Origin of the sequence: Rhizobium terricola (genome assembly GCF_012927355.1) — a bacterium.
Classification (GTDB): domain Bacteria; phylum Pseudomonadota; class Alphaproteobacteria; order Rhizobiales; family Rhizobiaceae; genus Allorhizobium; species Allorhizobium terricola.
In genome coordinates this window covers 35,689-51,773 of sequence record NZ_JABBGK010000010.1, presented here as the reverse complement: position 1 = coordinate 51,773, position 16,085 = coordinate 35,689, and the positions used below count along the sequence as shown (strand labels likewise).

Annotated in this window: 11 protein-coding genes and 1 pseudogene; 8 read left to right on the top strand and 4 right to left on the bottom strand. The window is 59.5% G+C overall.

Features of this window, described 5'->3' with window-relative positions:
* Positions 1-123 precede the first annotated feature (123 nt).
* From HHL25_RS22705 to HHL25_RS22690, 4 genes are read left to right on the top strand one after another with little or no spacing between them, the layout of a single operon-like run.
* Complete coding sequence (locus tag HHL25_RS22705; protein WP_169595525.1) at positions 124-1,743, top strand: phytoene desaturase family protein; 1,620 nt, start codon at positions 124-126, stop codon at positions 1,741-1,743.
* The gene (locus HHL25_RS22700; RefSeq protein WP_169595524.1) at positions 1,730-3,289 is read left to right on the top strand and encodes a phytoene desaturase family protein; all 1,560 of its coding nucleotides are present in this window, start codon (positions 1,730-1,732) and stop codon (positions 3,287-3,289) included. The genes HHL25_RS22705 and HHL25_RS22700 overlap by 14 nt, the downstream gene beginning before the upstream one ends.
* A complete protein-coding gene (locus tag HHL25_RS22695; protein ID WP_169595523.1) occupies positions 3,286-4,506 on the top strand; it encodes an aminomethyltransferase family protein in 1,221 nt (406 codons plus the stop codon). Before HHL25_RS22700 ends, HHL25_RS22695 begins: the two co-directional genes overlap by 4 nt.
* 9 nt (positions 4,507-4,515) lie before the next feature.
* Positions 4,516-4,770 (top strand): hypothetical protein, encoded by a 255-nt coding sequence (locus tag HHL25_RS22690; RefSeq protein ID WP_169595522.1) that lies wholly within the window; start codon positions 4,516-4,518, stop codon positions 4,768-4,770.
* Between the two features lie 2 nt (positions 4,771-4,772).
* Here the strand turns inward: HHL25_RS22690 and HHL25_RS22685 are convergent, their stop codons facing one another.
* The 3 genes from HHL25_RS22685 to HHL25_RS22675 are packed head-to-tail and all read right to left on the bottom strand — an operon-like array spanning position 4,773 to position 7,625.
* Positions 4,773-5,879 (bottom strand): ABC transporter ATP-binding protein, encoded by a 1,107-nt coding sequence (locus HHL25_RS22685; protein ID WP_169595569.1) that lies wholly within the window; start codon positions 5,877-5,879, stop codon positions 4,773-4,775.
* Positions 5,880-5,886: 7 nt separating this feature from the next.
* Positions 5,887-6,708: an ABC transporter permease gene (locus HHL25_RS22680; protein WP_169595521.1), complete on the bottom strand. Its 822-nt coding sequence runs from the start codon at positions 6,706-6,708 to the stop codon at positions 5,887-5,889.
* Positions 6,705-7,625: an ABC transporter permease gene (locus HHL25_RS22675; protein ID WP_205927989.1), complete on the bottom strand. Its 921-nt coding sequence runs from the start codon at positions 7,623-7,625 to the stop codon at positions 6,705-6,707. The genes HHL25_RS22680 and HHL25_RS22675 overlap by 4 nt, the downstream gene beginning before the upstream one ends.
* A 221-nt stretch (positions 7,626-7,846) precedes the next feature.
* Between HHL25_RS22675 and HHL25_RS22670 the strand changes: the two genes are divergently transcribed.
* Positions 7,847-9,259 (top strand): aminotransferase, encoded by a 1,413-nt coding sequence (locus tag HHL25_RS22670; RefSeq protein ID WP_169595520.1) that lies wholly within the window; start codon positions 7,847-7,849, stop codon positions 9,257-9,259.
* 72 nt (positions 9,260-9,331) lie between these two features.
* Here HHL25_RS22670 and HHL25_RS22665 read toward each other — a convergent pair whose 3' ends face one another.
* Positions 9,332-10,531, bottom strand: a complete 1,200-nt coding sequence (locus tag HHL25_RS22665) for an aromatic ring-hydroxylating oxygenase subunit alpha (protein ID WP_169595519.1) — start codon at positions 10,529-10,531, stop codon at positions 9,332-9,334.
* Positions 10,532-10,642: 111 nt separating this feature from the next.
* Here HHL25_RS22665 and HHL25_RS23795 point away from each other — a divergent pair.
* The 3 genes and pseudogenes from HHL25_RS23795 to HHL25_RS22650 all read left to right on the top strand — a co-directional run.
* A pseudogene (locus HHL25_RS23795) lies at positions 10,643-10,753 on the top strand (transposase); the annotation flags it as partial.
* A 348-nt stretch (positions 10,754-11,101) separates the two neighbouring features.
* On the top strand, positions 11,102-12,034 hold the full coding sequence (locus tag HHL25_RS22655; protein WP_169595518.1) for a DUF4365 domain-containing protein: 933 nt from the start codon (positions 11,102-11,104) through the stop codon (positions 12,032-12,034).
* Positions 12,035-12,212: 178 nt separating this feature from the next.
* Positions 12,213-16,037 (top strand): nSTAND3 domain-containing NTPase, encoded by a 3,825-nt coding sequence (locus HHL25_RS22650; RefSeq protein WP_169595517.1) that lies wholly within the window; start codon positions 12,213-12,215, stop codon positions 16,035-16,037.
* Positions 16,038-16,085 lie beyond the last annotated feature (48 nt).

The following is a 16,085-nucleotide window of genomic DNA, read 5'->3' as shown; positions in this document are numbered from 1 at the left end:
GTTCTGCGAAGAGTAGCGCATTCGACAAACTTTGCAACAAACTTGCTGAATGTTCATTCAATATGGATGGACAAGCCGCCGGTTTTCATTCACTTTTGTGAGAAACGCATGATTGGGGGCAGCATGAAAACCCATGACGTGGTGATGATAGGGGGAGGCCATAACGGCCTTGTCGCGGCCTGCTATCTGCAGAAGGCCGGCCTCGATGTCCTGGTGCTGGAAAAGAATGACTGGGTGGGCGGCGCCGCCACCAGCCGCGAGCTGACGCCGGGGTTTCTCTATTCGAACTGTTCCTATGTCTGCTCCCTCTTCCGGCCGGAGATCATGCGCGATCTGGAGCTGCCGAAACACGGACTGCAGGTCATCTCCTACGAAGGCGGCGCGGTCTTCACGCGTGACGGCGACTATCTCGCCTCCTACCGGGATCATGACAGCCACCGGCGCGAATTCGCCCGCTGGTCGAAACGAGATGCCGAGGCCTATGACCGTTATGCCCGCGACGTGACGCGCCAGTGCCGTTTCATCCAGCCCCTGCTGATGCGGACGGCACCCGATCCCTTTTCATTCAAGCCGCGCGACGTCAGTGAACTGCTGTTCCTTGCAAAACGTTTCGGGGACTTTTCCGCCGCCGAAATGGCCGCGACGCTGCGCTTCTGGACCATGTCGATCTCGGATTTCCTCGACGAGTACTTCGAGACCGATGTGGTGAAAGCTTATCTGGCGCTGTCCGGCATCATCGGCACGGCACTCGGCCCGATGTCGCCCGGCACGGCTTATGTGCTGCTGCATCACTATATGGGCGAAGTCGACGGATCGGTCGGCGCCTGGGGTTATGCCCGCGGCGGCATGGGGGCGATCAGCAGAGCCCTTGCAAGCTCCTTTCAAGCTGCAGGCGGAACGATCCGCACCGGCGCCGATGTCGACAAGGTCCTGACCCGCGCGGGCGAAGCGACCGGGGTGGTGTTGTCCGATGGCGAGGAGGTGCGTGGCCGCACGATCGTCTCGAATGCCGATGTCAAGCGAACCTTCCTCAAGCTCGTCGAGGAAAAGGACTTGCCCGAACGCTTTGTCCACCGTGTCCGTCATTTCAAGATGCGCGGCTCGTCAGGCAAGCTCAACATCGCGCTCGACAGCCTGCCGGAGTTTCCGGCCCTGCCGCAAGGCTCCACCTGCATTCGCGGCGACATGCACTTTACCGACAGCGTGGAGCGCATGGAACGAGCCTATGACGACTGGAAGGATGGGCGCTGGTCGGCCGACCCCTTCGTCGACATGATGATCCCGACCACGCTTGATCCGACCATGGCGCCGCCTGGCAAGCATTTCATGAGCTGCTTCGTGCAATACTGCCCTCCACAAGTCGACGGGCGGGACTGGACCGATGCCGATCGCGACGCTTTCGCCGAAACGGTGGTCAGCCAGATCGCAGAATACTCGCCGGGCTTCCGGGATCGCATCCTGCACATGGAGGTGCGCACGCCGCGCGAAATCGAGGCGGAGGTCGGATTGACAGAAGGCAATATCTTCCAGGGCGAACTGACCTTCGACCAGCTTCTCTTCAACCGACCGGTCCCCGGTTACGCCCAGTATCGCAGCCCCGTCAAAGGCCTCTACATCTGCGGGTCCTCAACGCATCCCGGAGGCGGCGTGATGGGGGCTCCCGGCCGCAACGCCGCCCGGGAGATCCTGCGCGACCTCAAGCGGGATCGGCACCATATGAGTGAAGCCCATGACGTCATTTGATGCCATCGTGATCGGCGGCGGCCACAACGGGCTGACCGCAGCGACCGCCCTCTCCCGCAGCGGTCGCAAGGTGGTGGTCCTGGAAGCGCATCAGGAGGCCGGCGGCGCCTTGCGGGGAGACACCTTCCATCCCGGCTTCCGGGCGAACGGTCCAGGCCAGATCATCAACCGGCTCGATCCTGATGTCGCAAAGCTGATGGCGCTGCCGGCAAACCTCGCCGGAGGCCGCGAGCTTCCAACCACCCTACTCTCAGGCGCCGAAGCGCCAGTTATCCTGGAAGGCGCCTATGGCGACCGGATCAGCGGGGTGTCGCCCGAGGAAGCCGAGCGTTTCCGGACACTGCGCGACAAGCTGATCTTCCAGGCTGGCATCCTGCGTCGCTTTCTCAAGCGCACACCGCCACCACTCGAAAAGATTGGCATGGGCGATCTCACCGCACTCGGTACGGCAGGCCTTGCCCTCTTGTTCAAGGGGCGAGAAGAGGGGCGCGATTTCCTGCGCATGCTCCTGATGAATGTCGCCGATGTCGCCGACGAATACCTGACCGACGATCGCCTGAAGGCCCTTGTTGCCTTTGATGCGACGCTCGGCATCCAGCTCGGCCCGCGCTCGCCCACCTCGCTGCTCGGCCTTTACTATCGCCTGACCGGCGAAGCGAATGGACGCATTGGTGGCCAGTTCGTGCCCGAAGGCGGAATGGCCGCACTCGGCGAAGCCTTCGTCGCCGGCGCGCTGAAGGCAGGTGTGACGCTCAGAACCGGAGCTGCCGTCGGCCGGATCCTGGCAGATCGCGGTGTCGTCAGCGGTGTCGTGCTGGAAAGCGGAGAAACGCTCACGGCACCAATCATTGTCTCTGCCGTTCATCCGAAGACGACCTTCCTTGCGCTCGTCGACGCAACCGAGATCGGCACCGGCTTCCGGCGCGCCATCGGTAACATCCGCTCAATGGGCAATGTCGCCCGGCTCGATCTGGCCCTTGATGCACCACCAAACTTCACCGGCGTTCCAGAGGATGCGCTGACCGGCCGACTGGTGATCGGCCGGTCGATGCAGCATGTCGAAACCGCCTTCAATCCCTCGAAATACGGCGAGCTTCCGGCCGACCCCGTCATGGAGGTGATGCTGCCGAGCCTGTCACAGCCCTCGCTTGCTCCATCAGGTGCCGCGACACTGTCTGCCCTGATCCCCTTCGTGCCGTATGCCCTGAAGGAGGGCTGGGAAAGCGGAAGGGACCGGCTTCGAAATGCAGCCCTCGCCGTTCTTGAGCGCCACGCGCCGGGCACAGGCCGTAGCGTGCAGGCCGCGCGGGTGCTGGCACCGCCCGATATTGAGGCCGCATACCGCATGCCGGGCGGGCACTGGCACCACGGCGAGCTGCAGGCCGACCAACTTCTGGTGAACCGCCCGGTGCACGCTGCGTCGCGCTTCTCCACGCCGCTCGAGGGGCTATTCCTCGCCAGTGCCGGCGCACATCCGGGCGGCGGTATCTCGGGCTTGCCGGGACTGTTGGCGGCGCGTCAAATTCTTGCCGGAGAGAAACGATGATCCTCGACCCCGCCCAGCGCCGCGCCGGCCAGATTCACATCGCCACGCCTCGACTGGAAACACCGTTCCACTCCCGCATCGCGGCGCTGTCGACCACCAATGACTGGTATTCCTGGGCCGGCTACAAGGCGCCGCATTCGGTCTTCGACGACGAACTCGAATACTTCGCCATCCGTTCCACGGCCGCCCTGTTCGACATCTCGCCGATGGTCAAATACCGCATCCGCGGCGTCGATTCCGAACGCTTCCTCAACCGCCTGACGCTGCGCGACGTGCGCAAGCTGCAGCCCGGCCGGGTGCAGTATACCGCCTGGTGCGACGATCACGGCCATGTGCTGGATGACGGCACGCTCTTCCGCCTGGCGGAAACCGATTTCCGCCTATGCTGCCAGGAGCGTCACCTGCCCTGGCTGACCGACAGCGCCGATGGTTTCAACGTCACGATCGAGGAAGAGACCGAAACACTGGCCGCCGTTGCACTCCAGGGGCCAACCAGCTTTTCGGTGCTTGATGCTGCCGGATTTGCCGGTGTCGAGACGCTCAAGCCTTTTCAGATTTCGACATTCCAGCATCAGGACCACGAGATCCTGATCTCCCGGACCGGCTTTACCGGCGACCTCGGCTACGAGCTTTTTGCCCCCGCCGAGATCGCCCTGTCGCTCTGGGATAGGATCTGGGCCGCGGGGCAGTTGTTCGGCCTGCAGGCCATCGGCTACGGCGCGCTTAACCGCACCCGCATCGAAGCCGGTTTCATCGTCGCCAATACAGACTTCACCACCGCCGAAACCGCCTTGCGCCCCGACCGGCAACGGCTTCCCGACGAGATCGGGCTCGACTGGCTGGTGGACCCCGACAAGCCCTATTTCAACGGACGCGACGCCATTCTCAAGGCGCGACGAACGAAGTCACTCAAATACATTCTGGTCGGGCTTGAGATCGAGGGCAACGTGCCCGCAGAGCACGCGCTGGTCTACCATCGCAAAAGCCGCGAAGCCGGCATCGTCACCGCCGGCATCTGGTCGCCGACGGCCAAGCGCAACATCGCGATCGCGACGCTCACTCGCCCCTTTGGCGAACAGATCCTCGACGATCTCTGGGTGGAAATCTATGCGATGCGGGAACTCCAGTACCAGAAGCTGATGAAGCGGGCCAAGATCGTGCCGCGTCCTTTCGTCAAGCTGCCGCGCCGCACAGTCACACCGCCGGGTCGGTTCTGAGGTCGCGTCATGGCCGCCGATCTGGAAAGCGAAACTCAGGCGCAATGGAAGCTCGTCACCCAGCCGTCCGGGATCGAGTGGTCAGGACGCACACGTTATGCAGCGGCCATGTATTTTTACATGCAGGGCGAGATGGATGTGCAAACCCTCGAAGTCTATCGCTATCTGGCCAGATTGGACGCGGAAGACCCCGCTGACGTCTTGCGGCGTTACCACATCGGCGCCGACTGGCTCGACCGGCTGTCCCGCTTCCACTGTGGGTGAAGTCAGCCGATCCTCCGGATACGATCGTCGGCCTCGTCGTCGGCCAGCGCTACGAAAGCCTCCGGATCATAGGCCAGCCGGATGGAGGCTCCGATCGGCAGATCATCAGCGCCGTAAGTGTTGGTCTCGATCATCGACAGTGGCTGCTCCAGTCCGTCGACGCGGACTGAGAGATGGGTCGTCTCGCCGAAATAGGCCCGATCTGTGACCCTCCCCTGCAACTCATGATCCGCATGCTCCCCATCCCAGAGAAGCCGCAGGCGTTCGGGGCGAATGCCGAGCGTGACGTAGTCGCCCGGGCGACCACCGCAGGCGGCAGCGGCCAGCCGCAACCGTCCGAAACGTTCGGTCTCAACGGACAGCATGTCGCCGACCTTCTCTGTTACCTTGCCGGAGAGAAAGTTCATGCCGCCGAGGAAATCCGCCGTCATCCGCGTGAGGGGATGTTGGTAGAGTTCCTTCGGCGTCGCCAGCTGGGCGATGCGCCCGCCAAACATCACCGCGATCCGGTCCGACAGCGCCAGCGCCTCATACTGGTCGTGGGTCACAAGGACGAAGGTAATGCCGACGGCCTTCTGCAGGGCACGCAATTCAGACTGCATCTCCTCGCGCAGCTTCTTGTCGAGCGCCGACAGCGGCTCATCGAGCAAGAGCACCTTGGGGCGCAAGACCAGCGCCCGGGCAAGGGCCACGCGTTGCCGCTGGCCACCGGAGAGCTCGTGGCCGCGGCGCTTGCCGAGATGGCCAAGGCGCACCTGATCGAGCGCATCGCCAACACGTCGACGTTCCTCCACTGCTCCCAGCTTCAATCGCTTCAGACCGTAGGAGACGTTCTCCTCGACATTCAGATGCGGGAAGATCGCGTAGCTCTGGAAGACCATGTTGGTCGGACGGAGGTTCGGCGGCACTCCGATCATCGATTGGCCGTCGATGCGAATATCGCCGGAGCTTGGTGTCTCGAAACCCGCGATCGACCGCAGAAGCGTGGTCTTGCCGCAACCGGACGGACCGAGTAGCGAGAAGAATTCGCCAGCAGCAATGTCGATCGAGACATCGGTCAGCGCCTTGTAGATCCCGTAGAACTTGTTCACGCCAGAAATCGTGATCATCGGCATGTCAGACATGGGCAAAGGCTCCCGCAGAAAGCTGCCGCTCGGCGCGCCGACGCAAAAGTTCAGCGACGACAAGCAGGCCAATGGACAAGGCGAGCATGATGCTGCCGAGCGCTAGAACGCCTGGAAGCTTGGCGGCGAAACGCAATTGCCCCCAGATGTAGACCGGCAGTGTCGGTTCGGTACCCGACAGGAAAAATGCAAGCAGGAATTCGTCGAGCGAGATGGTGAAGGAGACCAGCAGGCTGGACAGGATGGCCGGCGCCACCACCGGCAAGGTGACGCGCCTGAACGTGCCGAAGGCGGTTTCGCCCAGATCGAGCGAAGCCTCTTCCAGCGACCGATCGAAGCCATCGAAACCGGCCGTCAGCACAGCCATGGAATAGGGCAGGCAGAACACCACCTGTCCAAGGATGACGGTCAGGAGCGAGAGTTGCACGCCGATCTGAAGCACGATCATCAGCAAGGAGACGGCAACGATGATTTCGGGCAGGAAGAGCGGCGCCATGATCAGGCCGTTTGCAGCCCGGCGGCCCCGGAAGCGGTAGCGGGTCACCGCACGGGCGGCGCAGATCGCCAGCCCCGTCGACAGAACCGACACGCAGATACCGACCATGAGGCTGTTGAAGGCCGCATCCAGCATTTCGCGATTGCCCCAGAGCGAGGCGTACCACTTGGTCGTGAAGCCGGCGAGCGGGAAGCGCGTAGCAGCGGCATCATTGAAGGAGAATACCGGAAGCAACAGGATCGGAAGATACAGAAAGGCGAGATAGAGGGCCATGTAAACCGGCAGCAACCGCCAGCGTTTAGGGTTCAGCAGGCTCATCGGATCCGCCTCGCCGCAAATTTGAGAAGAAGCGCGCAGGCGCCGGCCATGACGGAAACGATCGCCATCGTGGTGACCGACAAGGCGGCACCGAGCGGCCAGTTGGCCGCCTTGCCGAACTGCGCCTGGATGGCGGTCGCGATCATCACCCCGTCTTTGCCACCAACGAGGCGTGGCGTGACATAGTCGCCGACGGTCGGGATCATGACGATGAGGAGCGCGGACACGACCCCCGGCATGGAGAGCGGCAGAACAACTCTCAGGAAGCTGCGCACCGGCCCATCACCCAGATCGCGCCCCGCCTCGACCAGGGAGCGGTCGATCTTTTCAAGCGACACGTAGATCGGCAGGATAGCGAAAGCCGCCCAGCTGTGCACCAGCGTGATGGCCACCGCGTTGGAATTATAGAGAAGCGAGGCGATCGGTTCGCTGGTAATGCCGAGCGACATCAGCCCTGTGTTGAGGACCCCCTGATAGCCGAGGATCATCTTCCAGGACATGACCCTCAGCAGGTAACTCGTCCAGCAGGGCACGGTGATCAGGAAGAGCAGCAGGTTCTTGTGGCTCCCTCCGTGAAAGGAGATGAACCATGCGACCGGATAGGAAACGACGACCGTCACAACGGACACGACGAGGGAGATGGCCAGCGAGCGCAGCAGCAGATCGCGGTAGATGGGCTCCGTCAGGGCGACACGGTAGTTCTCGAAGGTGAAGCTGCGATCGATCTCCAGGTAGTTCTGCGTCCAGAAACTGTAGGCGAAGACGGTGAGGATCGGGATGCCCAGCAGGAGCAGGGCGTAAAGGGCCGTCGGCGAAATGAGAGCAAGCCCGGCCGCTTCCTCGCCACGCAGCCATGACGGCCTTGCAGGCAGGTCATTTTCCACCGCAGAGGCTGACCGATCCACAGCCATCGCCATCAGCGTCCCTCCCCGAGGTTTGCGTGACAACAGGCGTAATGCAGCAAGCGACGCATGGCAGCCCTCCGGCTTTCCGCCTCTTCCGTTCCGTTTCGCATGATGAGCGCAATTGTTGACGGAATGCAAGCACCCCTCATTCGAATCTGATTGAACGTCCATTCAATATAGTGCTATTCTTCAATCAAATTCATACGCTTGAAGCGATACGAAAGAGGCTCGCAATGGCAGCTATCCGCAATGTCGAGACCATGTCTGCAACCGAACGCCTGGACTTTGCCGAGATGGCAAAAGGGCACCTGATCCAGCCCTGGCCGGTTGCCGGCGAGATCGGTGCGGAGGCGCGGGGCGGCATCATCGCCGGCGACGGCATCTATGTCACCGACATTGAAGGACGCAGGCTCATCGACGGCCCCGCCGGCATGTGGTGCACCAATGTCGGCCATGGCTGCGAGCCGATTGCCCGAACCCTCTACGAACAGGCGATGACACTCTCCTACAATTCCCCCTGGTACACGGCGAGTGAACCCTCGGTCCGCCTGTCCAAGCGGCTGGCCGCCCACGCGCCGGGCGATCTCGACCATGTCTTCTATACGACGGGGGGGTCGTCGGCGGTGGAGACGGCGCTGCGCTTCATGCAGTTCTCCAACAATGTCTTCGGCCGCCCAACCAAGAAGAGGATCGTCGCCCGCCAGGGCGGCTATCACGGCTCCACCTATCTCTCGGCCTCGCTGAATGGCCGACCGCGGGACCATGACTGGATGGACAGCGCCGGCGATCTCGTGGTCAAGCTCTCCTGCCCCAACCCGTTCCGTCGCCCGGCCGGCCAATCGGTCGAGGCCTTCTGCGACATGTTGGTCGAGGAGTTTAGCACGACAATCGAAACACTGGGCGCAGAGACCATCGGCGCCTTCGTCGCCGAGCCGATCATGGCCTCCGGCGGTGTGATCGTGCCGCCGCCTGGCTACCTGACCCGCATGCGCGAATTGTGCCGAGAGAACGACATCCTCTTCATTGCCGACGAGGTCGTCACCGCCTTCGGACGTCTCGGCAACATCTTTGCCTCGAAGGAAGTCTTCGGCATCGAACCTGACCTCATCACCTTTGCCAAGGGCGTTACCTCCGGCTACTTCCCGCTCGGCGGCGCAATGATCTCGGCCGCCCTTCTGGCGAGGTTGCGTCAGTCAAACCATGCAGACGCGATGTTCGCGCATGGGCTGACCTATAGCAGCCATCCGATCGGCTGCGCGGTTGCTGAAACCAATCTCGATCTGCTGGAAGGCGGTCTGCTCGCCCACGCCCGGGACATCGCGCCCTATTTCCAGGCGCAGTTGAAGACGCTGGAGGATCTGCCGCTCGTCGGCGAGGTTCGCGGGTTAGGACTGATGGCCTGCGTCGAATGTGTTGCCGACCGGGAGAGCAACAACCCGCTGGCATTGGACCTCGAGGTCGGCAAACGGATCGACGCCCATTGCCAGCAGCTCGGCCTGCTGGTGCGGCCGCTCATCCATATGTGCGTGATGTCACCGCCGCTCACCATATCCCGACCACAGATCGACGACCTCGTTTCCATTCTGCGCCAAGGCATTGCACTCACACAAGATGAACTGGTCCGTGAAGGTCTCTGGAAAGGCTGACCGATGCTGCCAAAGCCGGCGGCGGAACCGTCTCGCCGGCCACATTCTCGGTCAGGACGTCCGCCTTTGTATTCAGGTGCAGTTGGACATTCGTGCGTTCACCTCGGCCATGCGCTCCTCCGCAGGCGCCTCGTCGAGGGTCATCACCGGCAACACGGCACGCAGATGGTCGTGATGGGTTCGCACCCCGTATTCCAGGTCGGAGAGGTAGAAGCCGGCAAAGGCTCGTGATGTCATCGCCTCGTTCGACCAGACGGTGAGTTGGACATCTTCGGCCATCGTATCCCTGTCGATGCGGGCTGCGAGATATCGGGCGAGACGCTGCGCCCGGCCCTCGTCGCGGTAGCGATAGATCGCGCCGCGCAGCTGGGTCCTGCCACGCGTGATCGGAAATTCCTGGTAAAATTGCACCGTCTCCGGTGTCACGGCGATCACGTTGTTGGGGAACAGTCCGTAATAGATCCACGCCCTGCGCAGGTCCGCCGGCAAATGCCCCGCCTCGGGGGCGATGGCGCGATACTGGCGTACGCTCCAGCGTCGACCGGCATGGGGATTGTAGGTCGCGAAGGACCGGCAGACCCCATTGACGAAGGGCTCGTCGTAGTAGCTGGAGCCGTAGAGATCCTGCAGCGCCGGATGCGCCATCGCCACATGGTAGCCCTCGTTGTCGACGTCACGCACCGACTTCCAGTTCACAGGCGATTCATGCCCCCAAAATCCATTGGTCGGCACCATGTCTGCGCTCTGATAGTGCAAGAATTCTGCCTCGAAGGGCTTCAGGATCTCGGCCACGCTGGCCTGCGGACCCGGCTTGATACGAATGAATACGAAGCCGAGCCAGACCTCCGTCTCGATGCCTGATAGCCCGAATTCATGTTTGTCGAGTGGCGGAAAACTGTCCGGCCGCGACGGCCCCCGCAGCGTTCCGTCGAGATTATAGACCCATCCATGAAACGGACAGACCAGAGCGCCGCGGCACTGCCCCGCCTCATCTGTTACCAGACGGGAACCGCGGTGACGGCAGACATTATTGAAGGCGCGCACGACCCCGGCCTTGTCGCGCAGAACGAGGATCCGTTCACCGACAATGTCGAGCGTGACATAGCACCCGGTCTCCGGCACATCCGAGACATGGCAGGCGATCTGCCAATGGGTACGGAAGACATGCTCCTTCTCGAGCTCCAGGAGCGCGTCCGAATGGTAACACCAGCCTGGAAGCCCCCGACGATCCCAGTCTGCAGGCACGTCGACATCGCGGACAAGCTCGTTCATGGCGGCCTCTTATTTGCTGAACGTTCATTCAATATAAACACAATCGCCGATGAATGTGAAGCGCTTGACGGCGCAACGCGGCCTCACTTTGCCGGAGTAATGCCGACGCACCACGGGATGTTCACTGCGAGCTTCTACAAGTGGTGTTAGAAGTATGGCGTCTTGGACGCCTCGATGATCAGCCAGATGAAGGCTCTGCAGGATGAGAACCGTCGGCTGAAGGAACAGACTTTTTTGTTCGGGACCCGCGAGGTCTAACTCGCGTACATAGCGTCGATATCCCACTCAAACGCAAAAACCGCCCCGGTTATACCGAGGCGGTGAAACTTTTATGTTTGAATTGGTTGCGGGGGCTCGCAACCAACGATTCCTGCGACTAGTCGAGCTCAAAATCTCCCAGTTGGCCGCGTAAACGGCCGATAGAGGGTCGGATGCCTTTTCCATTTCATTTTATCGTTTTGAAAACGCAGAAATCATACAACACGCCGAGAGGTTGCAAGCCTTATCATCTGAACGCAAACGCGAATGCCTGCGGAGCGAAACTGCGATTGCCGAGAAGGGGAGTTTTGAGTGACGACCACTGACGAGAATTGGGAGCCAGAAGAAGACTGGGATTCGGAGCTGACCTCGCGACTAGGAGTTCACGAATCCAACGGCGTTTTCCTCAAGGAGTTTGGGTGGTTGTTTCGCGAGATAACCGTCTCCGACAGAGGCATCGATGCATATGCGGAGGCCATTAAGCCAGTGAAGGGCAAGGTGAAGATCGTTGCCCTTCAGATCAAGACGGGAAGCTCTTACTTTCGAAAGCGCGGGAACGACTTTATCTATTATGGAAAAATGAGGCACCTCGAATACTGGACGACCTATCCTCTTCCAGTATTCATTATTATGTATAATCCGCACGACAACGCGCTCCTGTGGCAGCGAGTCGAGCGTGACAAATGCAAACTCCACAAAAAGCACTGGTCGATCGTCATCCCATCATCGAACGTCCTGAATTTCAGCGCCAAGGCGGCATTCGAGGCGACGGAAAGTTTGGCCCCAGCAGAGGCCCTGCGGGCAAATTTCGAACTCGACGACGAACTTATCGAGTACAGCGCGGAATCGGACACCTATTTCGTCTGGGAAGAGTGGGTGAACAAGTCGCTCACTTTCCGGAATCTGAAGGTTTATTTCGACGAGATCGCCGGGACGCCAGATCTATCCATCGAATATGCGATCCCGACCAACGACCTTCATCTTATCATGACAAGGCTATTTCCTTGGGCCGAATATTCTTATGATCGGCCGCTTCGCGAAATCCAGGGGGAAGTGGTTCTCCACGTGCTGAAGGTCAAACCCCGACCCGCCGCTCTCGCCTACCTGGAAGCGGAGAAATTCTTCAAAGACGGATATCCGGATGAGGTCGCTCCGTCGCCACCGGATGACGAAGATGCATGGACGGACGACGAATATAATGCGTTCATGATGAAACGGGCCATCGAGAAAGACCCCTACGGCTAGCTCGAACGGCCTTTCATTTCCGGAACTTATACTCCCATGGAGGTGGTTTTCGACAATATGCTAGCTGTTAGAGGCAGGCACTGCATACGACGGTACATGTTTGCCGAAGTGCGTGCGATCGGACCGCCCGACCGATGATGCACAGACACGATGACGTAACGAGGACACGAAGAGCCCGATGACGATTGCGATTACCGCGCCTGAAAAGTTTGCGTTCCAAGATCTCGTTTGCGTGGACATCGCGCACCGGTTTCGCGGGGTCGATGGTGCTACGTTTATAGCTGAGCCGAAGTTCGGCGAAGACGGGACGCTGACTTGGCTCAATCCAACCGGCGCGCGGCTCATAGCAGAAATACAGGTGAAAGGCGCAGAAGGGACTGCAACCCTCGGGGACTTGGCAGAGTATCTTTCGCACTTCCCCGATCGAAGCAACGAGAACTGCCTCTTTGAGCGACTGCTACATGATCCGAACCGGCGAGCCGTCTTTGTGATTACGGCGCGAGGTGACGATCAACTTCTTCCCTTTCTGCACGCAAGCACCGACGACATCTTCTCGGATAGACCAATTTCGACACAGGTTGCGCAGCTCTTTTTCCCAAAACTCCTTGCCACGCATCCGCTCCCATCCAAGGAAAAGATCTCCAAGCTGGCCAAGGACAGACGCAGCACGATCGCATCGTTAAAGAGATTTCCCGACGTAGAGGTGGCATCGGTTCTGTCCAGGGTATTCATCATCGAGCAGCAAAACGATGCGTCGGTGGAGGTCAGGCTACAGGCCGCCCTGCGGGCACAGAGGATCGATTCCCAATCTCTTCGCGGCACCATTGCGCACCTTACCGATATTGTCTCGCGGTCCAAGCGCACTCAGTCCGACATCATTGCTCCGATCGTCGACCGTATTAAGCAACTGGCACCCGATTCAGTTGGCGCTCAAGGCTACTTACACCGAGGCAGCGAAAGCGACCTCACGAATGTGCTGAATTCCGAGCTGGTACTTCTTCTGACCGGCCAACCTAGAACAGGTAAGACTTGGATCGCCAAACAGATTGCCAGCGCGCTCCAAGTCGCCGGCTTCGAAGTGCGCGTTGGACAACATGTCGATGAAGCAGAACGTTTTCTAACTGAAGCCGCCGGTGGCGAGCGGCTTTATCTGCTCGACGATCCTTTGGGATCACGCGAGCCGCTGCCCAGTGCGAGTGCGTCACTGGCCAGCCTTCGTAGTCTCGCTGGGCGCGTTCCAAGGAACCGGCGTCTTATCGTCGCTCAGTCTGAGCCCGTCTTGCTGCAAGTTACCCGTCACACAAGCATAGCCCACTGTGCTCTAGGCCCGCACGGCTGGGTTGCTGTGGGAGAACTGAGTCGCGATCTTGCACTTGCCGTTTGGTCCAAAACTGCAGAGATTCACGATGTACCGATCCATCTGCGGCGTCGCGTCGAAACGCTTATCGCTGATGGAAAGGATTTACGAGACATTGGGGCTATTGCATACCTTGCCCAGACTTACACGCAGTTGCCTCCTAAAGCTTCCGATGCCGATATCGTTCGCCAAGCGCGTGGCGACGCGTTCGATTTCGTAGTCCAACTCGCGGAGAAAGGCGCGGCATATGAGAACCTACTGCGGGCCATTGCTTTGGCGACGTCCAACGCAGACGGTGCCTCGGATACGGAACTGTCTTTTATCATCAATGGAGGAGATGACGAGCCTGGGCTGGTACCAGAGTTGGCAGTTTGGAGACTTGGTGGTGATGCGCCTCCCCTTCCGCAATATAAGGTGGAGCCTTCATTCGGAGATGATCAGCTGGCGGCACTCGATGGCTTGCAGCGTCGGCGAGTTATCGATGAGGTCGGCGATCTAACCCTCTTTTCTCATCCATACCTTCGTGCCGGCGCGCAAGCACTCCTCAAAGCAGACACGCGTCATACGCGCAACCTAGTGAAGGCCCAAGCTACTCGCAGCATCGCGTGCCTCTCTGATCGCGTGTCGCTGGCGACCGCACGAAACCTATTCTGGATGCGGTCACTGCTGCCTTTGAATGACAAGACCGGGGTTTCGGAGGCCTTCGATATAGCGTGTGCTGGCTTGCGTTCTATTTTTCCGGCTACCCGTGACGAAAGCCTGTCTTTCGTTACCAGCTTCGCGGACGAGCTAACACCCGAACTATCGGAGGAAATCCCACACTGGGCAGAAGGTGCAATCATCAGTCTGGAAGACATTGACGTCACTCACGGCTTCGGTTTCATCAACAAGGCGTTTTCCTGGTTGCACCCCGAACCTCTTTCGGCCATTCGCCCATATCTGGATGCATTGGAAAATGGGGAGACGCTGGATCTTGATCTGGTGCTGTCGAAACGACTGCTCACAACCCTCCGAAGACATCCCTCGGAAATGGGCTTCACAACCTTAATGCGATTCCTCGCGGCAGATCAGGCCATGGTTCGTGCGGAAGCGGCGCGGGTCTGGTTCCAAATTCCCCGTGACCACGATGAAGCTGTGATTGCAAAGCTCAGGAATGACGCGGTGCCGTCGATTGCGGTCACCCTCCTTAAGCAGCTGGGAAGACATTGGTCTTCAATGTCAAATTCGCGTCGGACAGCTCTGTTGGACCTTCTTGCCCATCAGGCGAATACACCGGCCATAGCGAGCGTGTTGTTCGTTAGGCTGGTCATACTTGATCGCGTCGAGCACTTCGGAGAAAACCCGCCTTATGAGCTCCTGACATCATTAATGCCGCACGTTCTCCAGACCTTGCCCGCGAGCGTCTCGTTTATCGACGGGCGTTTCGCAAACGTGGTCGAAGAAGCAATTGGTTCCGGCTGCAGGGAGGAGCTCCTGCCTCTTTTAAAACTCTGGTCAGAGACGATCGTCAAGCGACTCAACTCCTCGCAGCTTAGCGAATTCGATCTTGCGATCGTGGATTTACTAATCGGAGCACTCTCGGCTGAATCCCGCAGACCTATCATCGAGCAGCTGCTCGCCGTTGATGATACGGGTGCGCTGATGGTTTTCATCTCATGGCTCATCAAATATTGGGGCGAGCTCGACGATGCGGAACGGAGCATGCTTAAAAGCAAACTTCTCGAGCCACGCGTGGATCAGCGTTGGCTGCAAGCCGTGGTCCTCACCTCAAGCTCTCCTCCGCAGACACTTCTGCAAGCAATATTCAGTCGTGATCGCCTGGATCTCACGACCGCAGAGGCGCAGAATTTGCTCTCGAAAGACCAATTTGATGCGGCGTTCTACACTTACATCGGCTGGCCGCAGCCCCTTTGGTGGTATGCCACGCACCACAAGAACTCCGAATTCTGGCGTCAGTCCGTTAAAGATCTAGCGTCTGACCCCGCCAACTCGCTTTTCGAAGTCGCCTTGGCCGAGCTGATGAGAGACCCCGGGGCCGAACTGTTGACGGCGATTCAAGCGCTTCCCGATACGGCACTGGATCGAGTTTTTAATATACTTCTAAACTTCACGGTCGAAACAGAAAGCTATGTGAAAGAAACCTGGTCTGTCCTTCTTGAGCGAGGGCTGGAACTTAATCTCGAAATTTGGGCAAAGAGAGCGATTGAGGTTGCAGAGGCATTCAAGGATCTGTCGGAGGTCGCCGACACTTTCGGCCGAACCGACTTAACGAACCGGGTAATTGCATCTCTTGACGCGGATTATCAGGCGTTTCTCCGTGTTAAGGATATGCCAAACATTGATGAGATTTTTGAAAGGATCGAGCGGGACAACGATAACATCTCCCGAGAGAATCTGGAAAGGATCAGTTCGCTCATTGCCGACCAACTCTTTGATGAGTGTTTGAGGGCAGGACCCAAGCTTTACGGAACATGGGATTTGATAACCTGGAAACTCAAGCAATTGAATGCCTCGGGGTCGACCATGGAACAGGCGACTGCTGAAAGGAGCAGAGCAATTGAGCGTCATTTCGCTGTCAAAAAGTCGCGGTCCTTCTTCCCGCCAGAACCAGAGCTGCTGGGGTGGAGAGACTACAGAACGGCGTGAATTGGCAGGACGCGACGGGACCGATCAGACTTGACGGGTTCGAACCGG

Bases quoted from the DNA above. Each gene is read 5' to 3' on its own strand.
- HHL25_RS22670 (WP_169595520.1), top strand. From the start codon at position 7,847: ATGGCAGCTATCCGCAATGTCGAGACCATGTCTGCAACCGAACGCCTG.
- HHL25_RS22695 (WP_169595523.1), top strand. From the start codon at position 3,286: ATGATCCTCGACCCCGCCCAGCGCCGCGCCGGCCAGATTCACATCGCC.
- HHL25_RS22680 (WP_169595521.1), bottom strand. From the start codon at position 6,708: ATGAGCCTGCTGAACCCTAAACGCTGGCGGTTGCTGCCGGTTTACATG.
- HHL25_RS22705 (WP_169595525.1), top strand. From the start codon at position 124: ATGAAAACCCATGACGTGGTGATGATAGGGGGAGGCCATAACGGCCTT.
- HHL25_RS22685 (WP_169595569.1), bottom strand. From the start codon at position 5,879: ATGATCACGATTTCTGGCGTGAACAAGTTCTACGGGATCTACAAGGCG.
- HHL25_RS22650 (WP_169595517.1), top strand. From the start codon at position 12,213: ATGACGATTGCGATTACCGCGCCTGAAAAGTTTGCGTTCCAAGATCTC.
- HHL25_RS22700 (WP_169595524.1), top strand. From the start codon at position 1,730: ATGACGTCATTTGATGCCATCGTGATCGGCGGCGGCCACAACGGGCTG.
- HHL25_RS22690 (WP_169595522.1), top strand. From the start codon at position 4,516: ATGGCCGCCGATCTGGAAAGCGAAACTCAGGCGCAATGGAAGCTCGTC.
- HHL25_RS22665 (WP_169595519.1), bottom strand. From the start codon at position 10,531: ATGAACGAGCTTGTCCGCGATGTCGACGTGCCTGCAGACTGGGATCGT.
- HHL25_RS22675 (WP_205927989.1), bottom strand. From the start codon at position 7,625: ATGGCGATGGCTGTGGATCGGTCAGCCTCTGCGGTGGAAAATGACCTG.